Origin of the sequence: Arthrobacter humicola (assembly GCF_022803015.1) — a bacterium.
Lineage (GTDB): Bacteria > Actinomycetota > Actinomycetes > Actinomycetales > Micrococcaceae > Arthrobacter > Arthrobacter humicola_A.
Genome location: NZ_JAFKON010000015.1, coordinates 1 through 13,910, shown reverse-complemented (window position 1 = coordinate 13,910; position 13,910 = coordinate 1). Strand labels below are relative to the sequence as shown.

The 13,910-nt window shown below is 65.4% G+C and carries 17 protein-coding genes and 1 rRNA gene; 9 read left to right on the top strand and 9 right to left on the bottom strand.

Annotated features, from left to right (window positions below; translation table 11 throughout):
* The first annotated feature begins 117 nt into the window (after positions 1-117).
* Complete coding sequence (locus ARTB_RS19770) at positions 118-885, top strand: hypothetical protein (RefSeq protein WP_243182023.1); 768 nt, start codon at positions 118-120, stop codon at positions 883-885.
* Positions 886-907: 22 nt separating this feature from the next.
* On the opposite strand, the gene ARTB_RS19765 is transcribed toward ARTB_RS19770, so the two are convergent.
* Positions 908-2,197 (bottom strand): flavin-containing monooxygenase, encoded by a 1,290-nt coding sequence (locus ARTB_RS19765; RefSeq protein ID WP_243182058.1) that lies wholly within the window; start codon positions 2,195-2,197, stop codon positions 908-910.
* Positions 2,198-2,472: 275 nt separating this feature from the next.
* On the opposite strand from ARTB_RS19765, the gene ARTB_RS19760 reads away from it, so the two are divergent.
* Positions 2,473-3,210, top strand: a complete 738-nt coding sequence (locus ARTB_RS19760) for a hypothetical protein (RefSeq protein ID WP_243182022.1) — start codon at positions 2,473-2,475, stop codon at positions 3,208-3,210.
* 5 nt (positions 3,211-3,215) lie between these two features.
* On the opposite strand, the gene ARTB_RS19755 is transcribed toward ARTB_RS19760, so the two are convergent.
* Positions 3,216-3,599, bottom strand: a complete 384-nt coding sequence (locus ARTB_RS19755; protein ID WP_243182021.1) for a TfoX/Sxy family protein — start codon at positions 3,597-3,599, stop codon at positions 3,216-3,218.
* Positions 3,600-3,921: 322 nt separating this feature from the next.
* On the opposite strand from ARTB_RS19755, the gene ARTB_RS19750 reads away from it, so the two are divergent.
* Positions 3,922-4,125 carry a cold-shock protein gene (locus ARTB_RS19750; RefSeq protein WP_011690916.1) on the top strand — a complete coding sequence of 68 codons (204 nt, stop codon included), beginning with the start codon at positions 3,922-3,924 and terminating at the stop codon, positions 4,123-4,125.
* A 130-nt stretch (positions 4,126-4,255) separates the two neighbouring features.
* On the opposite strand, the gene ARTB_RS19745 is transcribed toward ARTB_RS19750, so the two are convergent.
* The 3 genes from ARTB_RS19745 to ARTB_RS19735 form a co-directional block, all read right to left on the bottom strand.
* Positions 4,256-5,413, bottom strand: a complete 1,158-nt coding sequence (locus ARTB_RS19745; protein ID WP_243182020.1) for a DUF6226 family protein — start codon at positions 5,411-5,413, stop codon at positions 4,256-4,258.
* A gap of 93 nt (positions 5,414-5,506) precedes the next feature.
* The gene (locus ARTB_RS19740; RefSeq protein ID WP_243182019.1) at positions 5,507-5,689 is read right to left on the bottom strand and encodes a PspC domain-containing protein; all 183 of its coding nucleotides are present in this window, start codon (positions 5,687-5,689) and stop codon (positions 5,507-5,509) included.
* An 86-nt stretch (positions 5,690-5,775) separates the two neighbouring features.
* The gene (locus tag ARTB_RS19735; RefSeq protein WP_243182018.1) at positions 5,776-7,608 is read right to left on the bottom strand and encodes a BTAD domain-containing putative transcriptional regulator; all 1,833 of its coding nucleotides are present in this window, start codon (positions 7,606-7,608) and stop codon (positions 5,776-5,778) included.
* A 317-nt stretch (positions 7,609-7,925) separates the two neighbouring features.
* On the opposite strand from ARTB_RS19735, the gene ARTB_RS19730 reads away from it, so the two are divergent.
* Positions 7,926-8,102 carry a hypothetical protein gene (locus tag ARTB_RS19730; RefSeq protein ID WP_243182017.1) on the top strand — a complete coding sequence of 59 codons (177 nt, stop codon included), beginning with the start codon at positions 7,926-7,928 and terminating at the stop codon, positions 8,100-8,102.
* A 128-nt stretch (positions 8,103-8,230) separates the two neighbouring features.
* Here the strand turns inward: ARTB_RS19730 and ARTB_RS19725 are convergent, their stop codons facing one another.
* A complete protein-coding gene (locus ARTB_RS19725; RefSeq protein WP_243182016.1) occupies positions 8,231-8,710 on the bottom strand; it encodes a hypothetical protein in 480 nt (159 codons plus the stop codon).
* 193 nt (positions 8,711-8,903) lie between these two features.
* Between ARTB_RS19725 and ARTB_RS19720 the strand changes: the two genes are divergently transcribed.
* The 4 genes from ARTB_RS19720 to ARTB_RS19705 all read left to right on the top strand — a co-directional run bounded on the left by ARTB_RS19720 (position 8,904) and on the right by ARTB_RS19705 (position 11,181).
* Entirely contained in the window at positions 8,904-9,290 is a 387-nt protein-coding gene (locus ARTB_RS19720) for a VOC family protein (protein WP_243182015.1), read from the top strand.
* 111 nt (positions 9,291-9,401) lie between these two features.
* Positions 9,402-9,743 carry a YciI family protein gene (locus tag ARTB_RS19715; protein ID WP_243182014.1) on the top strand — a complete coding sequence of 114 codons (342 nt, stop codon included), beginning with the start codon at positions 9,402-9,404 and terminating at the stop codon, positions 9,741-9,743.
* 248 nt (positions 9,744-9,991) lie between these two features.
* Complete coding sequence (locus tag ARTB_RS19710) at positions 9,992-10,471, top strand: hypothetical protein (RefSeq protein ID WP_243182013.1); 480 nt, start codon at positions 9,992-9,994, stop codon at positions 10,469-10,471.
* Between the two features lie 242 nt (positions 10,472-10,713).
* Positions 10,714-11,181 (top strand): hypothetical protein, encoded by a 468-nt coding sequence (locus ARTB_RS19705; RefSeq protein WP_028275259.1) that lies wholly within the window; start codon positions 10,714-10,716, stop codon positions 11,179-11,181.
* Positions 11,182-11,264: 83 nt separating this feature from the next.
* Here the strand turns inward: ARTB_RS19705 and ARTB_RS19700 are convergent, their stop codons facing one another.
* The 3 genes from ARTB_RS19700 to ARTB_RS19690 form a co-directional block, all read right to left on the bottom strand.
* Entirely contained in the window at positions 11,265-11,570 is a 306-nt protein-coding gene (locus ARTB_RS19700) for a DUF1905 domain-containing protein (RefSeq protein ID WP_243182012.1), read from the bottom strand.
* A gap of 118 nt (positions 11,571-11,688) precedes the next feature.
* Positions 11,689-11,964: a hypothetical protein gene (locus ARTB_RS19695; protein ID WP_243182011.1), complete on the bottom strand. Its 276-nt coding sequence runs from the start codon at positions 11,962-11,964 to the stop codon at positions 11,689-11,691.
* A 213-nt stretch (positions 11,965-12,177) separates the two neighbouring features.
* Positions 12,178-13,071 (bottom strand): SDR family oxidoreductase, encoded by an 894-nt coding sequence (locus ARTB_RS19690; protein WP_243182010.1) that lies wholly within the window; start codon positions 13,069-13,071, stop codon positions 12,178-12,180.
* 752 nt (positions 13,072-13,823) lie between these two features.
* Here ARTB_RS19690 and ARTB_RS19685 point away from each other — a divergent pair.
* A 16S ribosomal RNA gene (locus tag ARTB_RS19685) occupies positions 13,824-13,910 on the top strand; the annotation flags it as partial.

The window sequence follows — 13,910 nt, the reverse complement described above, 5'->3', positions numbered from 1 at the left end:
TATGCGCCGAAGGTCCGCTTCCCCCAAAAGTGCGGGACACTGGAAGTCCCGACCACGAAAGCGGGCCACCTTGATTAGTCTCCAGCAAGATGCCGACGGCTTCGCCCGGCTGACTCCATGGGAATGAGCGGCGCCGGCGGGGCCGGCCATCTCGATCCGCTGCTGTATCCGTGGGACGCGCCCGTGGCCTCGGGTGTCATGGACGGCAATGACTTCCGGCCCCTTGAGCTTTCAGCCGGCCTGGATGAAGCCCTCGCCCAGGCCGGCGCGGCACCGCTGGAGGCCTGTTCCCTGGTGGTCTCCATAGGCTCGAATTCAAGCGCCGACGTGATGCGGCGGAAATTCGCCAGCTACCGCCAGCCTGTCAGTGCGGTCCTGCCGCTGGTCCGGGGGCAGCTCCACAACATCGCCGTGGGCCACTCCGCCCACGTGAGCAAGGCCGGCTACATCGCCGCCGCCCCGTATCCGCTGCTGGGAGAGCGCACAGCGGTCTGGCTTTCGTGGCTGGACGATGTCCAACTGATGGCCCTCGACGAAACGGAGCCCAACTACCGGCGGATCCGGCTCGACGGCGAAGCCTGCCCGCTCGTGGTGGACCACGGGGAACGTCCGGAGGAGTTTTCGCTGTTCACCTCGCGCTGGGGCGTGCTGACCGACGGCGACGGCGGGAAGCTTCCCTTCCTCGACCAGCCTGCCCTCTTCGGGCTCCTCGCCGCCAGCGGCACCGGGGACCTCCTGGAGGAGGGGAAGTCCGTGTTCGGCGGGCCGCCGGAGCTTGTTGCCGAGCAACTCGCGATGCCCTCGGTCCAGGCATGGGCCAGGGAATGGTTCAGCTCGGCTGGCCTCGCCGCACCCGTGGACTTCGACGGGCCTTGCGCGGGGTAGTCACCCCTCTGGACCGTCGCCCTCACCGGGCGGCGATGTTCCCGGCGATGTGCTGCGCAATATACTCGGCATCGCGACCCACGCCCGCCACGATCGACGAGCCGTGCCCGGTCAGCCACGGCAACCCGACGGCGTACAGGCCCGGGTGCTCGGTGACGCCGCGGTGGTGCCGGGGGTAGTTCCATTCGTCCAGCACCGGGATGTCCAGGATGCTGAAGTCCAGCCGGTAGCCCGTGGCCCACAGGACCGACGTGACGTTGGCGGCTGCGAGGTTCAGCCGCGTCGGCTCCGACGGAAGCCAATCGTCCTTGCGCGGCGGCTCCGGCTCCGGTGCCGACATGCCGGTGGCGGCAATATAGCTGTCGAACATCGGCTTCATCCGCTGGTAGAACGCCGACTCCACCAAGGCCAGGCGGTCCGGAAGGTCATCACTGAAGACGAGGTCGCCGTCGTCGGCCGCTTCCAAATGGCCGTGCAGCCGGACGCCGCGCCGGCCGAGGTCCCGCAGGTGGATGTCGTGGCCGCCGTCGGCGCCGGACACGAGCGGGTTGCAGGCGAACCTGGCTGCGGGGGAGGGCAGCTGCCCGACGGTGAGGCCGTTCAGTCCGTAGTCGGGGCCGAACTGTGCAAGCTGCATCATCCAATAGAGGAGGTCCTGGCCGCGGTACCGGCGCGGTGCTTCCGGGCACGTGGACACCGCCAGGTGGATTTCACGGCCGACGGCGAGCAGTTCCTCGGCGATCTGGCCGCCGGACTGGCCGGTGCCAACGATGAGCACGGCACCGTCGGGCAGCTGGCCCGGGTTGCGGTAGCTGTCGGTGTGAAGTTGCAGGATGTGGCTGGGCAGTTGCGCCGACACTGCGGGGATTTTCGGCTTCTGGTAGCCGCCGGTGGCGAGCACCACGTGCCGGGCCCGCCATCTGCACTGGGTTGTGGCCACGTTGAAGCCGCCGCCGTCCGCGGGCGCGATACGGGTGACATCCGCACCCGTCCGGACGGGAGCGGCGATGCGCTCCGCATAGTGCCGGAAATAGCCGATGAGGTCATCTCGCAGCATGAATGCTTCCGGGGCGGGGCCGTCATACGGCATGCCGGGCAGCGCGAGCGAAAAGTTCGGTGTGTTCAGGCAAAACGCGTCCCACCGGTCCTGCCACGCCCCGCCAAGCGTTTCGCGCCGTTCCAGCAACTGATGTTCGACGCCGGCCCGGCTTAGCCAGTAGCTCGTGGCCAGGCCGGCCTGCCCGGCCCCGATGATAAGGGTGTTGACGCTTTGCGGAGCCGCATGCCCGGCGGCAGTTTCGGGGGACGGCATGTCGGTCGCCGTCGGGGTCTCCATGGTTCTTCTCCCGGGGCCAAGGTGCAGGGCTGGCTTTGTTGGCAGGATATGCCCGCAGCGTCACTCCGTACAGGTGCCCGGCGCCGGCTTGGGACCCCAAGTGTGGTGTATTGCCGAGGGTGTTCTGGTTCAGGGCCGACTGCCCTATCTTTTCCTATGGCCTTGGGCAAGTCTTTTTCCTATGGCCATGGGCAAGCAACGGTGCTCTGACCACCTACAGGAATTTCTACTCAGAAGGAGTGGGAAAGGTCATGAATCGACGAACCAAAATCGTCTTTGGTGTGATCGTCCTGTTGCTGGTTGTTGGTGGGGCGACATTATTTGTCCTCGACAGCACAAAAAGGAGTATGGCCGCGGAGTACAACCCGCAGGTCAACCCCGCCGATTTCACCACTGAAATCACAAATAAATACTTCGCCCTCCCTGTCGGCAAGAAAGTGACTTACGAGACCACCGAGCAAGGAAGAGTCACCGAGAGGATCGAGATCGAAATCCTGCCGGAAACGAAGACCATAGAGGGCGTGGAGACGGTGGTCTATCTGGATAAGGAGTACAAGAACGGGCAGCTGGTAGAGGAAACCCGGGATTATCTCGCGCAACACAAAAACGGCGACGTCTGGTACTTCGGCGAGGACGTGGACAACTACTCGAATGGAATCTCGGTGAACCACTCCGGCAGCTTTCTGCATGGAAAAGACGGCGCAAAAGCCGGCATCTGGATGAAAGCCGAGCAGCGCCCTGGCGACTCCTACAGGCAGGAATCTTACGTTGGTCACGCGGAAGACATTCGGGACACCGTAGCTACCGGCGAGACCGTCTCCACCAAAGCAGGCACGTACACCGACTGCGTCAAGGTCTACGACTGGACGCCGCTTGAAAAGAACTCCCGGGAGTATAAGTATCACTGCCCCCAGATCGGTGCGCTGGCCCTGACCGAGGACTTGGAAACCGGCAGCCGGTCCGAACTCGTGAATGTTGTCCTGCCCTAGTCCTTCTACTTTTTGGGCCGGGGCTTAGAAGCCTTCGGCTCCTTGGGCGGCAGTCCGGACACGTGCTCGAATGCTTTCTCCACCCAGGCCTTCGCCCGCGCCTCATCGCCGTCGCCCTCGGCGTTCCAGATCTCCGGCAACCCGGTGTAGCCGCCCATCGGACGCTCGGCCGGCCCGAACGGAACGGTCCGCTCGGTGCCTTCCAGAAGCTCCTTGTCCGCCTCGGCCAGCTTCACGCCGATGGTGGGGCCGAACAGGCCGGCGAACATGTTGCCGTGCACGAACGCCCCGAGGTTTCCGATCATCGGCTTGATGACCACCTCGGGGTGGTCCGGGAGCACCGAGCGGAAGTGTTCCTTGTCGGCGTCGGACGCTTTCGGCATTTCCATGGGTCTTCCTCCGGTAAGGACGGTCGCGGGCTGGTCTTCCTGCAGGATATGCCCGCGGCCGGGCACGGCACAGGCAAGGCGCCGCAGACAGCCGGCGCGATGCGGGGTGGGCTGCCGCGGACGGCGGCTCGATGGGGCTGTGGTAATTCACCGCACAAATCTCCTGTATGGTTGATCCTGTTGTTGTGTTTATGCAGTTCGTAGTTCAGGCAGTACGCATGGTCGAAAGTCCATGTTCTTCTGAAGCAGCGGTTTTGAGCACCCCAAACAGGAGGACCCGAAAGTCGGGACAGTTCCTCCACCTTCACGAAGGACAAAAATAATGGCTACTGGTACCGTCAAATGGTTTAACGCTGAAAAGGGCTTCGGCTTCATTTCCCCCGATGACTCCTCACAGGACGTTTTCGCACACTACTCTGCGATCAACTCCTCCGGCTTCCGCTCCCTCGAAGAGAACCAGAAGGTCTCCTTCGAAACCGAGCAGGGCCCCAAGGGTCCCCAGGCCACCAACATCCAGGCTATCTAATTTCCTTTTAGATACCCGGGACCGTTAGGTTTCGAGCAGGGCCCGTCTTCGGACGGGCCCTGCTTTTGTTTAACCCACTTGTGCCTCCAAAGAACGGACGACGACGGCGGCGCGGCACCGCCGTCGGAGTTCAGCTCCCGCGCACCGGCCACGGACGCCACGGGCCGTCTACCTCCCGCAGCCGGATCTCTGCCTCGTGGAGTCGGGCGGGGGCGACGGGGCCGGGTTCGCCACTGCCGCTTTCCGAGCCCGAGCCGTCGAACGCGCTGAGTGCGTATTCGCTCCACCGCCGGCTGCCAACCGGGTAGCGTTCGGCGTATCCGCCAGCCACGACCGAGAGCACCGCCCGCTCCATCCGGTCCGCTGTTGTCTCAGCCGTCTCGTCGCACGCGTCGCAGCCGCACACGGGAAAAGGGAAGTCGTGCAGCACGCCGGCGTGGACCACGACGCCCGGGTAGCCGGTCAGCACAAACGTCAATGGCGCCGCTCCGGAACGCCGCGGGGTGACCAGAACTGCATTCAGCACGTCCCGGACCTCGATCAGCAGGTCCCTGGCATGGACCGGATCCTCATGGACCTCGACGTCATACGCTGTAGCCAGATAGCCGATCAGGGCACGCGCCACGTTGTGGAGTCCGGCGAAACGCTCGGGGTGGCTGTCCACGCTGTAGGAATCAGGATCGGGCCCCTCAACGCCCCACTGCCGGCCGTAGGCAATGGGTCCTCCATCGGGGGCGTAGTAGGTGGTCGTCGGCACGTCCGGCCGGACATAGCGGGACTGTCCTGCCGCCGGTGGTACCGGAACGGGCCGCATTGCCGGAGACTCATCCACTTCCTCCCTGGCCCAGTCCAAAAGCGCGGAAACGAACCCGCGCACTGATTCTTCGTCCGCGCTGCGCACAGCCACCAGCAGACGGTCGACGTCAAACTGCCGCTGGCGGTTTCCCACCATGGAAGGTGCACCTTCGTAGGCGGCCCAGTGCGCGTCCGGTCTCAGGCGGGCGATGGCGTTCCCGGCGAAGACGGCCGCCGCGGCACTGAGCGTGTTGTCGTTTTCAAAGTGAGAGCCGAACGTGCGCAGGAACGAAATGAGCCGCTCAGGATCGGAGGCCAGTTCTTCGGACCGGACTCCGCGGCCGATGCAAAATTCGATGAACGGGGCATAGCCGCCCACGTGCCTGACCTTGGCCGGTTCGCCCTCCGCAGGTTGATAGAGGGCCCTGCCCCGAGGCATTGGCTCCGGCATCCCGGACGGTTGCCCTTCGAACAAGTCATCGGTTGGCCCCATACCGCGATCCTAGGGCACGGGGCAGCGCGACGGAGGGGGTTACTCAATTCCAGCGATGAAAGCTGCGCTCGGTGCGGCGGTCCTGCCCTGGGGCTAGTCGTCCCGGGGGATGAGGATCCACAACGCGACGTAGACGAACTCGCCCACGCCGAACAGGCCGAAGAACATAAACCCGAGCCGGACAAATGCCCGGGGGACTTCGAAACGGTCGGCCAAGGCAGCGCACACGCCTGCGAAGATTTTGCCGCGTCTGGGTCGAACCAAGATTGCTGACATTTCGCTACCGTAGCACCAGGCGCCCGTCCAGTCAGCAGTGTCTTTCGCCCCTGCCGCCCAGTGCCACAGCACGCCGCAGCCCGGCGTCACAGCTGGCCGCGCCGCGCCAGGTACTCATTCAGCGCCGGGTTGTCGATGTCCTTGGCCAGCCACGGGATGGTCTCCGCGGCAGCGGTGTCGCCCAGGACCGCCCGGTGCGAGTGGGCCCGGACCACGAGTTCGCGCAGTGCGCCGCGGCTGGCCATGGTGCCCAGCCGGTCGGCGTAGTCCCCGGCGGCGGGGGAGCCGGCGTCGATCGCGACCTCGGTAGCCGTGTCCAGCAGCCGCGCCCGGTACCAGAGGTACCAGGGGGTGGTGTCGAGCCCGCGCTTCAGCCAGGATTCGGCCGCGGCCTGATCATTCAGCGCCATGCTGAGCCTCGCCTTGGCCCCGGCGGCCAGGGTCAGGTAGCAGTGGTCGCCGGCGACGTCGGCCATCACCCACGAGCGGTCGATCAGGGGAGCGGCGTCCTCCAGCCGGCCGGCGGCGAGAAACGTCTCGCCGCGGAGCCCGGCGACAAAGGGTTCGAACGCCGTCCAGTGCTCGGCCGCGATCAGTTCCTGGGCCCGGTCCAGGCATTCGGCCGCCGGCTCCAAATCCCCGCGCAGCAGATGCACCCGGCCGGTCAGGGCCTGGCTGAACGCCAGCAGACGGCGGCCGCCCGCGGCGGTGGCGAGCCGGCTGGATTCGGCCAGGGCCGCTAGCGCCTCGCCGTAATGCGCGGTATCCGAGGCCGCCATGCCCTGGATGGCCAGGATCCTGGACCGTTCGTCGTCGAACCCGTCCGCTGCCCGGGCGGCCTGCTCCAGCCAGCCGGCCGCACGGTCCGGAATGCCGCGCTGCACGGACAGGTACCCCAGTTCCCGGTAGGCGGCCGCCGCCACCCGCGAGGCCGGCCGCCCGGGGTTGTGCGCCTCCCGCAGCGACTCCGGGTCCAATCCCTCGGACTTCAATGCCCGGTGCAGGAGATCGGCCACCTCGGCGCCGCGGCCGCCGGCCTGATGGATCAGCGCCCCGGACAGCGTGACCAGGGATTCGGCGAGCAGGTGGTGGTCGCCGGTCCGCTGCGCGAGCTCGGCCGCGAGGCGTAACTGCTCCAGCCCGCGGTCCACCGAACCTGCCGAGAGCGACGCCTCGGCGGCGTCGAGGTAGGACCGCACGGCGGCCGAGCTGGCGGGCAGCCCGGGCTCGGCCGGGGGCGCCGCGTCGGACAGTGCCCGGCGCACCTCCGCGGGCACGCCGAGTCCGAGCTCCCGGCGGTACAGCTCGCGGCATTTATCGGCCTGCTCCCGCGCCCGCCGGTACTCGCCCAGGGACACCAGGGCCTTGATCAGCACGGCGTGGCAGTCGGCGTTGAAGGGGTCCAGGTGCAGCGCGCGGGTGGCGAGGTCGACGGCGTCGTCCGCCCTTCCGGCCGCCAGCGCCGCGAGCGACGCCTCATACAGCAGCGTCAGGACGGCGTTTTCGAGCCGGTGGCGCTGGTCCTCCAACCAGGATTCGAACACTGGGCAGTCCGCGAAGGCGAGGCCCTCCAGGAGTTCGCCGTCGAAGGTGCGGGGGTCGGCGTCTTTGCTGGGGGCCAGGGCCGCCATCACGTCGCAGTTCCACCCGGCCGGCAACACCAGCCGCAGGGGGTCACCACCGACCGATTCAGCGCCGATGGTCCGCCGCAACTCGGAAAGGTTCCAGCGCAGGGCACCGAGGGGGTCCTCGGCGTCGGGGAACAGGAGAGCCGCCGTCCGGGCCCGGCCGGTGCCGCCCGGTTGCAGCGCGAGGTAGGCCAGCACAGCCCACGCCTTGCGGCCCCGGGGCTGCCGGGGTGCGGTGCCAGCGGACTCGATCCGGGGCGGACCGAGGAGCCGAATCCAAGTCTCGGCCATATCAGTCATGCTACGCCGCTGATGGGGGAGCGGGAGGGGCAGACGGCGAGCGTGCGGCGGGAGAGCGACTGCGCCTGACCGGCGCATGATCGGAGCCGAAGGGAGCCGGAAGCGGGCGGAAAAGCACAGCGGAAAATGCTCACACGGTGGCTCACACGGTGGGTGCGGAAACTGGACATGTCCCCACAAAAGGACCGGAAACCTGAACCCCAGCCGCAAGCTAAACCCGCACCGATCGCCCGGGATTCCGGCCCAACAACCTGATCCATCATCAGCCCCAACAACCAGCTCCATCACTCGCCCGAGGTGCTCTTCACATGGAATTTGCCGCCATCCTGCTCACCGGACTCCTGGTCTTCGCAGCCGTCGCCACCATCGTCGCGGTCGTCCGCGACGGCCGGGGCCACACCCCTCCCATCCGGTCCACCCGGCCCTGGATGGCAGGCAACCTGCCCAGCGAACCTTACGCATCCCTGCGGTCGCTGCAGGGCTGACTGAATCCGGTAACCACACGCAGGTAACCGCTCGGGCCTGACCCCGGCTTCCAGCATGGGAGGCGGGGATCAGGCCCGACGTCGTGCGGTGCTTTTGCGGAGTTCAGCGCTTCGACCGCCGCATACGTTCACGGGGCCTGCGTAGCCCCGGTCTGAGGAGGCCGGTCTTTCAAAAGGACCGTCGCGGCGATTGCGGTCCCAATTGCGAAGAGGACCAGCGGTGTTTGGAAAACCGCGCCAATGATGGCGAACCCTGCATCGGCTATTGGCTTCGACGCCGAAAATAGGCATGCAGCGTCGATGGCCAACGCGGCCGCGTAGCCGACGAAGAAGCAGACGAGCAGCGCAGGAGTCGTGTAGGTCTTCGTAAATGCCCTAACCGCGAAGTCGTAGGCCAGGTATTTGAGTCCGATGATGGAGGGTGCGAAGGTCAGAACGTAGAAAACGTCCACGTCCTCCGGAAATTCGGCGAGCGGAACGTTCGCGGTGCCTTGGTAAATGCCGGCTGAGTGGAACCAAAAACCCGCCAGCTGGGCAGCGACAAGCAGGACAGCCGCGGCACCGTACCGCAGCAGTACCGTTCCACGCCGTGTCATTCGGATTGCCATGGCGTCAGTATGACAGTGCCCGTCAAGGGCTCCCACTCGAAGACTGGGCCACGGGCCGCCGTCGTGATCTCAGCCTATGTTTCCCTGCTGAGACTGGCGCCATGAACGTTCCAGGGACGTAGCCGGCGCTCTTGAAATCTGAAGAGTGCCGGATGTCAGATGGTCTCAGACAACCACACCGGAGGAGGTCGCCATGACGGTCGCTTTCAACCACACCATCGTCTACGCAACGGATAAGCGGCGGTCGGCGAAGTTCCTGGCCAACGTGCTCGGACTGCCGGAACCCCAAGCCATGTGGTCCTTCATGACCGTTCCCCTTGACCACGGGGTGGCCCTCGATTTCGCCACGGCGGACCGGCCCATCGCCCCGCAGCACTACGCCTTCCTGGTCAGCGAGGAGGACTTCGACGGAATCTTTGCAAGGATCCAGGCCGAGGGCATCCCCTACTGGGCGGACCCGGGACGGTCCCGCCCACAGCAGATCAACCACAACGACGGCGGACGCGGCGTCTACTTCGCGGATCCCGACGGGCATTTCCTTGAGGCGATCACGCGTCCGTACGGATCGGGTGCTGCGTGACGTCCCAGGTTCGCCGTCACGGCCCCGGGACCGCCTAGATCCTTGCGCGGCACGATGGCATCGGCGAGGATGAACGCGATTCACCGTGCTGCGAAGAAGGAGTCGACGCGAATGACCAAGTATCTGATCTCGTTTCCCAGTGCCGCCATGGTCTTCCCTGAGGAAGAGCTGCAGGCTGTTTCGGATGCGTCGCACGCGGTCGTCCAGGAGGCGAAGGATGCCGGCGTCTGGGTGTTTGGCGGCGGCATCGATGAGGGCATCCCGCCCGTCATGGTCGACGGCGATGGGACCGTGAGCGAGGGCACTTACCCGCAGACGACGCAGCTCGAAGGCGGCTACTCGGTGCTGGAGCTGCCCTCGTACGAAGCTGCCTTGGAGTGGGCCGCGAAGATCGCGGTCGCCTGCCGTTGCGCGCAGGAGGTCCGCGCTTTCCAGTACGACCCCGCCAGCTAGCTATACTGCGCGCCGGGGGTGGCTTACACTGACCTCGGCTGGTGGGCGCCGGGGGAGGGCACATGTCAAGACGACATCCTTGTGGGGCAGTAGTGGTGGCTCTCGGGCTGGCCTTGGCCGGATGCTCTGGATCCACACAACCCGGTCAAGCCTTCACTTCGCCCACCATGCGTGCGGCACCCTCAACCCCGAGTCCTCAGCCGAGCCCGTCCATCGCCCACGACGGCAACGTGAAGGGAAACAGCGCGGTGAGCGTAACCGTGGCACCTGACATCTTCGACCAGCAGGGCGAGAGGTACGAGGAAGGACTGGGTGACGGATGGGAAACGTCACCCGCGTTCCTTGTCGAGACCGACGACCAGGACAAGGCGGCCGCGGCATTGTATGCCGCGGCAGGGCGCTTTATGTCGGTGGACCAGAACGGCAAGGAACTGAGCCCCGCCGAAATGACTGGCGACTACCCCCAGTACACGCCAAACTACGTCTCCGACGTCTATCTGACCGAACGGGGCCCCATGATTGTGACCGACACCAAAGGCGAACTCTCTAGAGGCATGGCGGAGAGGATGCTGCTCATACTTGAGACTGAGCTCCGCGCCCAGGGGATCACGGCCCATGTGACTGCTCCACCGGCTGACCTCTTTCTCGAAGACCACCGCATATGGCGGCCTCCCACCGAGACCGCCATGCACGCGGGAGCTGACGTGAAGGCGCCGACGAACGAATAGCGGCGGCGGGAGAACCTCGGGGCACCGTTCCCCGCCCCGGACAGGCGCGGAACACCGGCGTCGTCGGTCAAGTGTCTAGACACCCGCAGTGGCGCGGGAGCATCCTAAACGTGTGCGCGTTTCGGGAGGAGAGCGGCCACGGGGAAGGGAGATCCCGCCCTGGCTGGGGAACCGGTGGACCGTTGGCAGTCCCACCTTCCAGGCGTGCGGACACGATCGGCGAGGGAACCGGGGACCAGATCATGGACGAAACATCCGATACGCGGCAAAGGCTGTCCAACCGCATCGACGAGAAGCAACGGGACCTTCAGTCCTACCTCGGCAGGGAACGACCACGGCGCTCCCGGCTGGCCAGCATCAGCATCGTGGGCAGTGCGCTGGCCGCCGCGTTCACGGTCGGCCCCGCCGCCGGTGGCACGGGGTTCACTGAAGCGGTGGCGAACATCTTCAACCTGGCCGACGACTCGATTGTGTGGCGCGGGCTGTGCCTGCTGGCGGTGATCTGCTCCGTTGCCGCGGCGCTGGCCACGAACTTTGCCACGTCCCGTTCCGTGGCGGACCGTGTGAGCGCAGCCGAGACCGCCAGCGCCCAGCTGGAGGGGCTGCAGGTCGCACTGAACTTCGGTCACATCGAGATCGACGAGGCCGTCAAGCTGTATCAGCAATACGCCACCCAGGTGGCGTTCGTGGAGGCGTCTCCGGCGGGGTGAACTGTTCCTTCAAGCAGCGGCGCAGCAGAGAGCAGAAGCGCTCGGGTCGCCCTGCGGCAACCCCTGCAATCCAGTCCCTGTTGTCAGCCGTCAAGAATCAGATCGACTTCCACCTCCACCTCGTCGCCGGCGCGGATGCCGGCCGCGGTTCTAATCGCATTCTTGACGGGGAGGAGATACGAGTTGGTCCTGCTGTCCGGGAAGAGCGACGTCCGCCACCGCTGCCCGGCGATGCAGGCCTTCACCTTCACCGAACCGAAGCCCTTCCGGAACGGAGCGGCCTGGTCCTTGAGCTGCTCCGCCAGGTCCGGCGGCAAGGTGATGAAGTGCCAGCCGGCCTGCTCGGGGTAGTGCCACAGCTCGGCTCGGAACGTGTACGACGTCGTCACGCTCTTAGTGTGGCACGGTCCAAAGGTCGGCGCGGTGAGTGTCGGCCTGCCCAGAGATCGTTCCATCCTGTCAGGGTGGCAGTGCCATAGCAGGGAGTGAATAGCGCGGCGGAAGCGACTAGTGCTGCCCCGAGGCTGTGGTCCCGAACATCAGGGTCCGTCGCGGCACATCGTAAAAGACGGTCGCCGACGCGGAAAGGAGCGCCTGCAGGTTCTCGGCATCCTGCCCGTCCAATGTCAGGAGCTCTTCCCATGCCCCTTGATCAAGGACCAGCTGAAGCGTCCAGGTGCCGGGCTTTCCGGACTCGCCCGCCACCCAGCTGAACTGGTAATGGCTGACCTGACGGACTTTGATGCTGTCGTCAGTCAAAGGCTGTTTAGGTGTCGGGGTCATGGTCTCCTCCTGAACACGCCGCGCCCGTTTGGTGCGACCGCGCTATTGCCGTTAAGCAAAATATGGGCCCGGGGCGAAGCTTCATCCAGACCCCTGCCCCGCATACCGCCTAGGGTCACCTCCATGAACAGCGGCCCTTCCCCGAGCAGCCTGACGCTGTGGGGAAGGACCGCCCGGTTTACGCCGGCGTTCGCGCCGGAATACGGCGATGGACTACGGCGTGGGGCTGCCGCCGTTGACGTTGAGCGTCTCGCCCACGACATAGCTGGACTCCGCGGATGCCAGGAACACGTAGGCCGGGGCCAGCTCTGCCGGTTGGCCGGCACGGCCCAGGGGAGTGTCCTTGCCGAACTCAGGCAGGGCCTCCGTCGGTTGCCCGCTGCTGGGCTGGAGCGGCGTCCAGATGGGCCCGGGCGCGACCGCATTGACCCGGATGCCCTTCGGGGCGAGCTGCTGGGCCAGACCCTTGGTGAAGTTGTTGATGCTGGCCTTGGTCGTGGCGTAATCAACCAGCGTCGGCGAGGGGTTGTAGGCCTGGATGGAGGTGGTGTTGATAATGGCGGACCCGGGCGGCAGGTGCGGCACGGCGGCCTTGGTCAGCCAGAACATGGCGTAGACGTTGGTCTTCAGCGTGTGGTCGAACTGCTCGTCGGTGATCTCACCGATGTCCTCCTGCGCCACTTGCTTGCCGGCGTTATTCACGAGGATGTCCAAACCGCCCAGTTCGCGCACCGCAGTGTCCACCAGCTCGCGGCACGTCGCCGAGTCCTTGAGGTCACCGGGAACCTTGATCGCTTTGCGCCCGGCTTTCTCGATCAGGTTCGCGATGCGGGTGGCGTCCTCCTCCTCTTCGGGCAGGTAGGAGAGGACGACGTCGGCGCCCTCGCGTGCGAACGCGATGGCCGTGGCGGCGCCGATGCCGGAGTCCCCTCCGGTCACGAGCGCCTTGCGGCCCTCGAGCCGGCCGGTGCCGCGGTACGTGTCCTCGCCCAGGTCCGCCTTCGGGGTCAGCTTGGCATCCAGGCCGGGTTCTGGCTGGCTCTGCTTCGGGGGTGAGATGTGTTCGTACGCTGTTACCGGGTTTTTGAAGGTGTACTGATCAGTCATGATGCTCCTCCGGATGTTGGGGTCTCAGCGCGGACAATGTGCACTCCACGCACATGCTAAGCATGCTTACAATCAACCCTAGCCAGTGCGGCGGTTCCGGCGCAACGGACCTGGCGGCTAGGTAGGGCGGGCAGTCGCCTGGAGGCGGCTGCTCGCTGGGAGGTTGCACGGCTCCTCTCTGTCAGGCGGAACCTGCGGCGTGTGACCCACTCCATAGAAGCCCGACGGCGGCCGGCTGGCCCTTGGGGACGGCGGGAGCTGCCGAAATCCGCGCGGATCCGGGGAATGTGACGCCAGGGGACACCTCAGGGGGCCGATTTGTGCAGGGTCCTCCGGGCGTGTAAAGTAATTCGAGTCGCCGCCGCTGATGCGGAAAGAAAGCGACCGACCCCCTTCTAAACAGCCTGAAAATGGTTCGCGAATTTGCGTGCTAAATAACGGCGGGGACCTTCTTGGATGAATGTAAATCGCAGAAATGCGAATTTGCAAAGACTTCCAAGATCGGGTAAGTTTGAAAAGTTGCTCCGGAGCGATCCTTGACTGTTTGGTTGGTTGTGGTGGTGCCGGGTGTGTCTGTTGTTTGAGAACTCAATAGTGTGCCAAGTTTGTTGATACCAATTTATTGTATTGAATTGGTTGAATTTGCCGGGCCCGCCACCCCGTGGTGTGGTCTGGTGTTTTTGGCTGGTTTCAAATTTTGTGCAGCGTGTGTATCCCGTTTTCCCGGGGGCGCATGTTGTGTCTGTTTTACTTCAACGGAGAGTTTGATCCTGGCTCAGGATGAACGCTGGCGGCGTGCTTAACACATGCAAGTCGAACGATGATCCGGTGCTTGCACC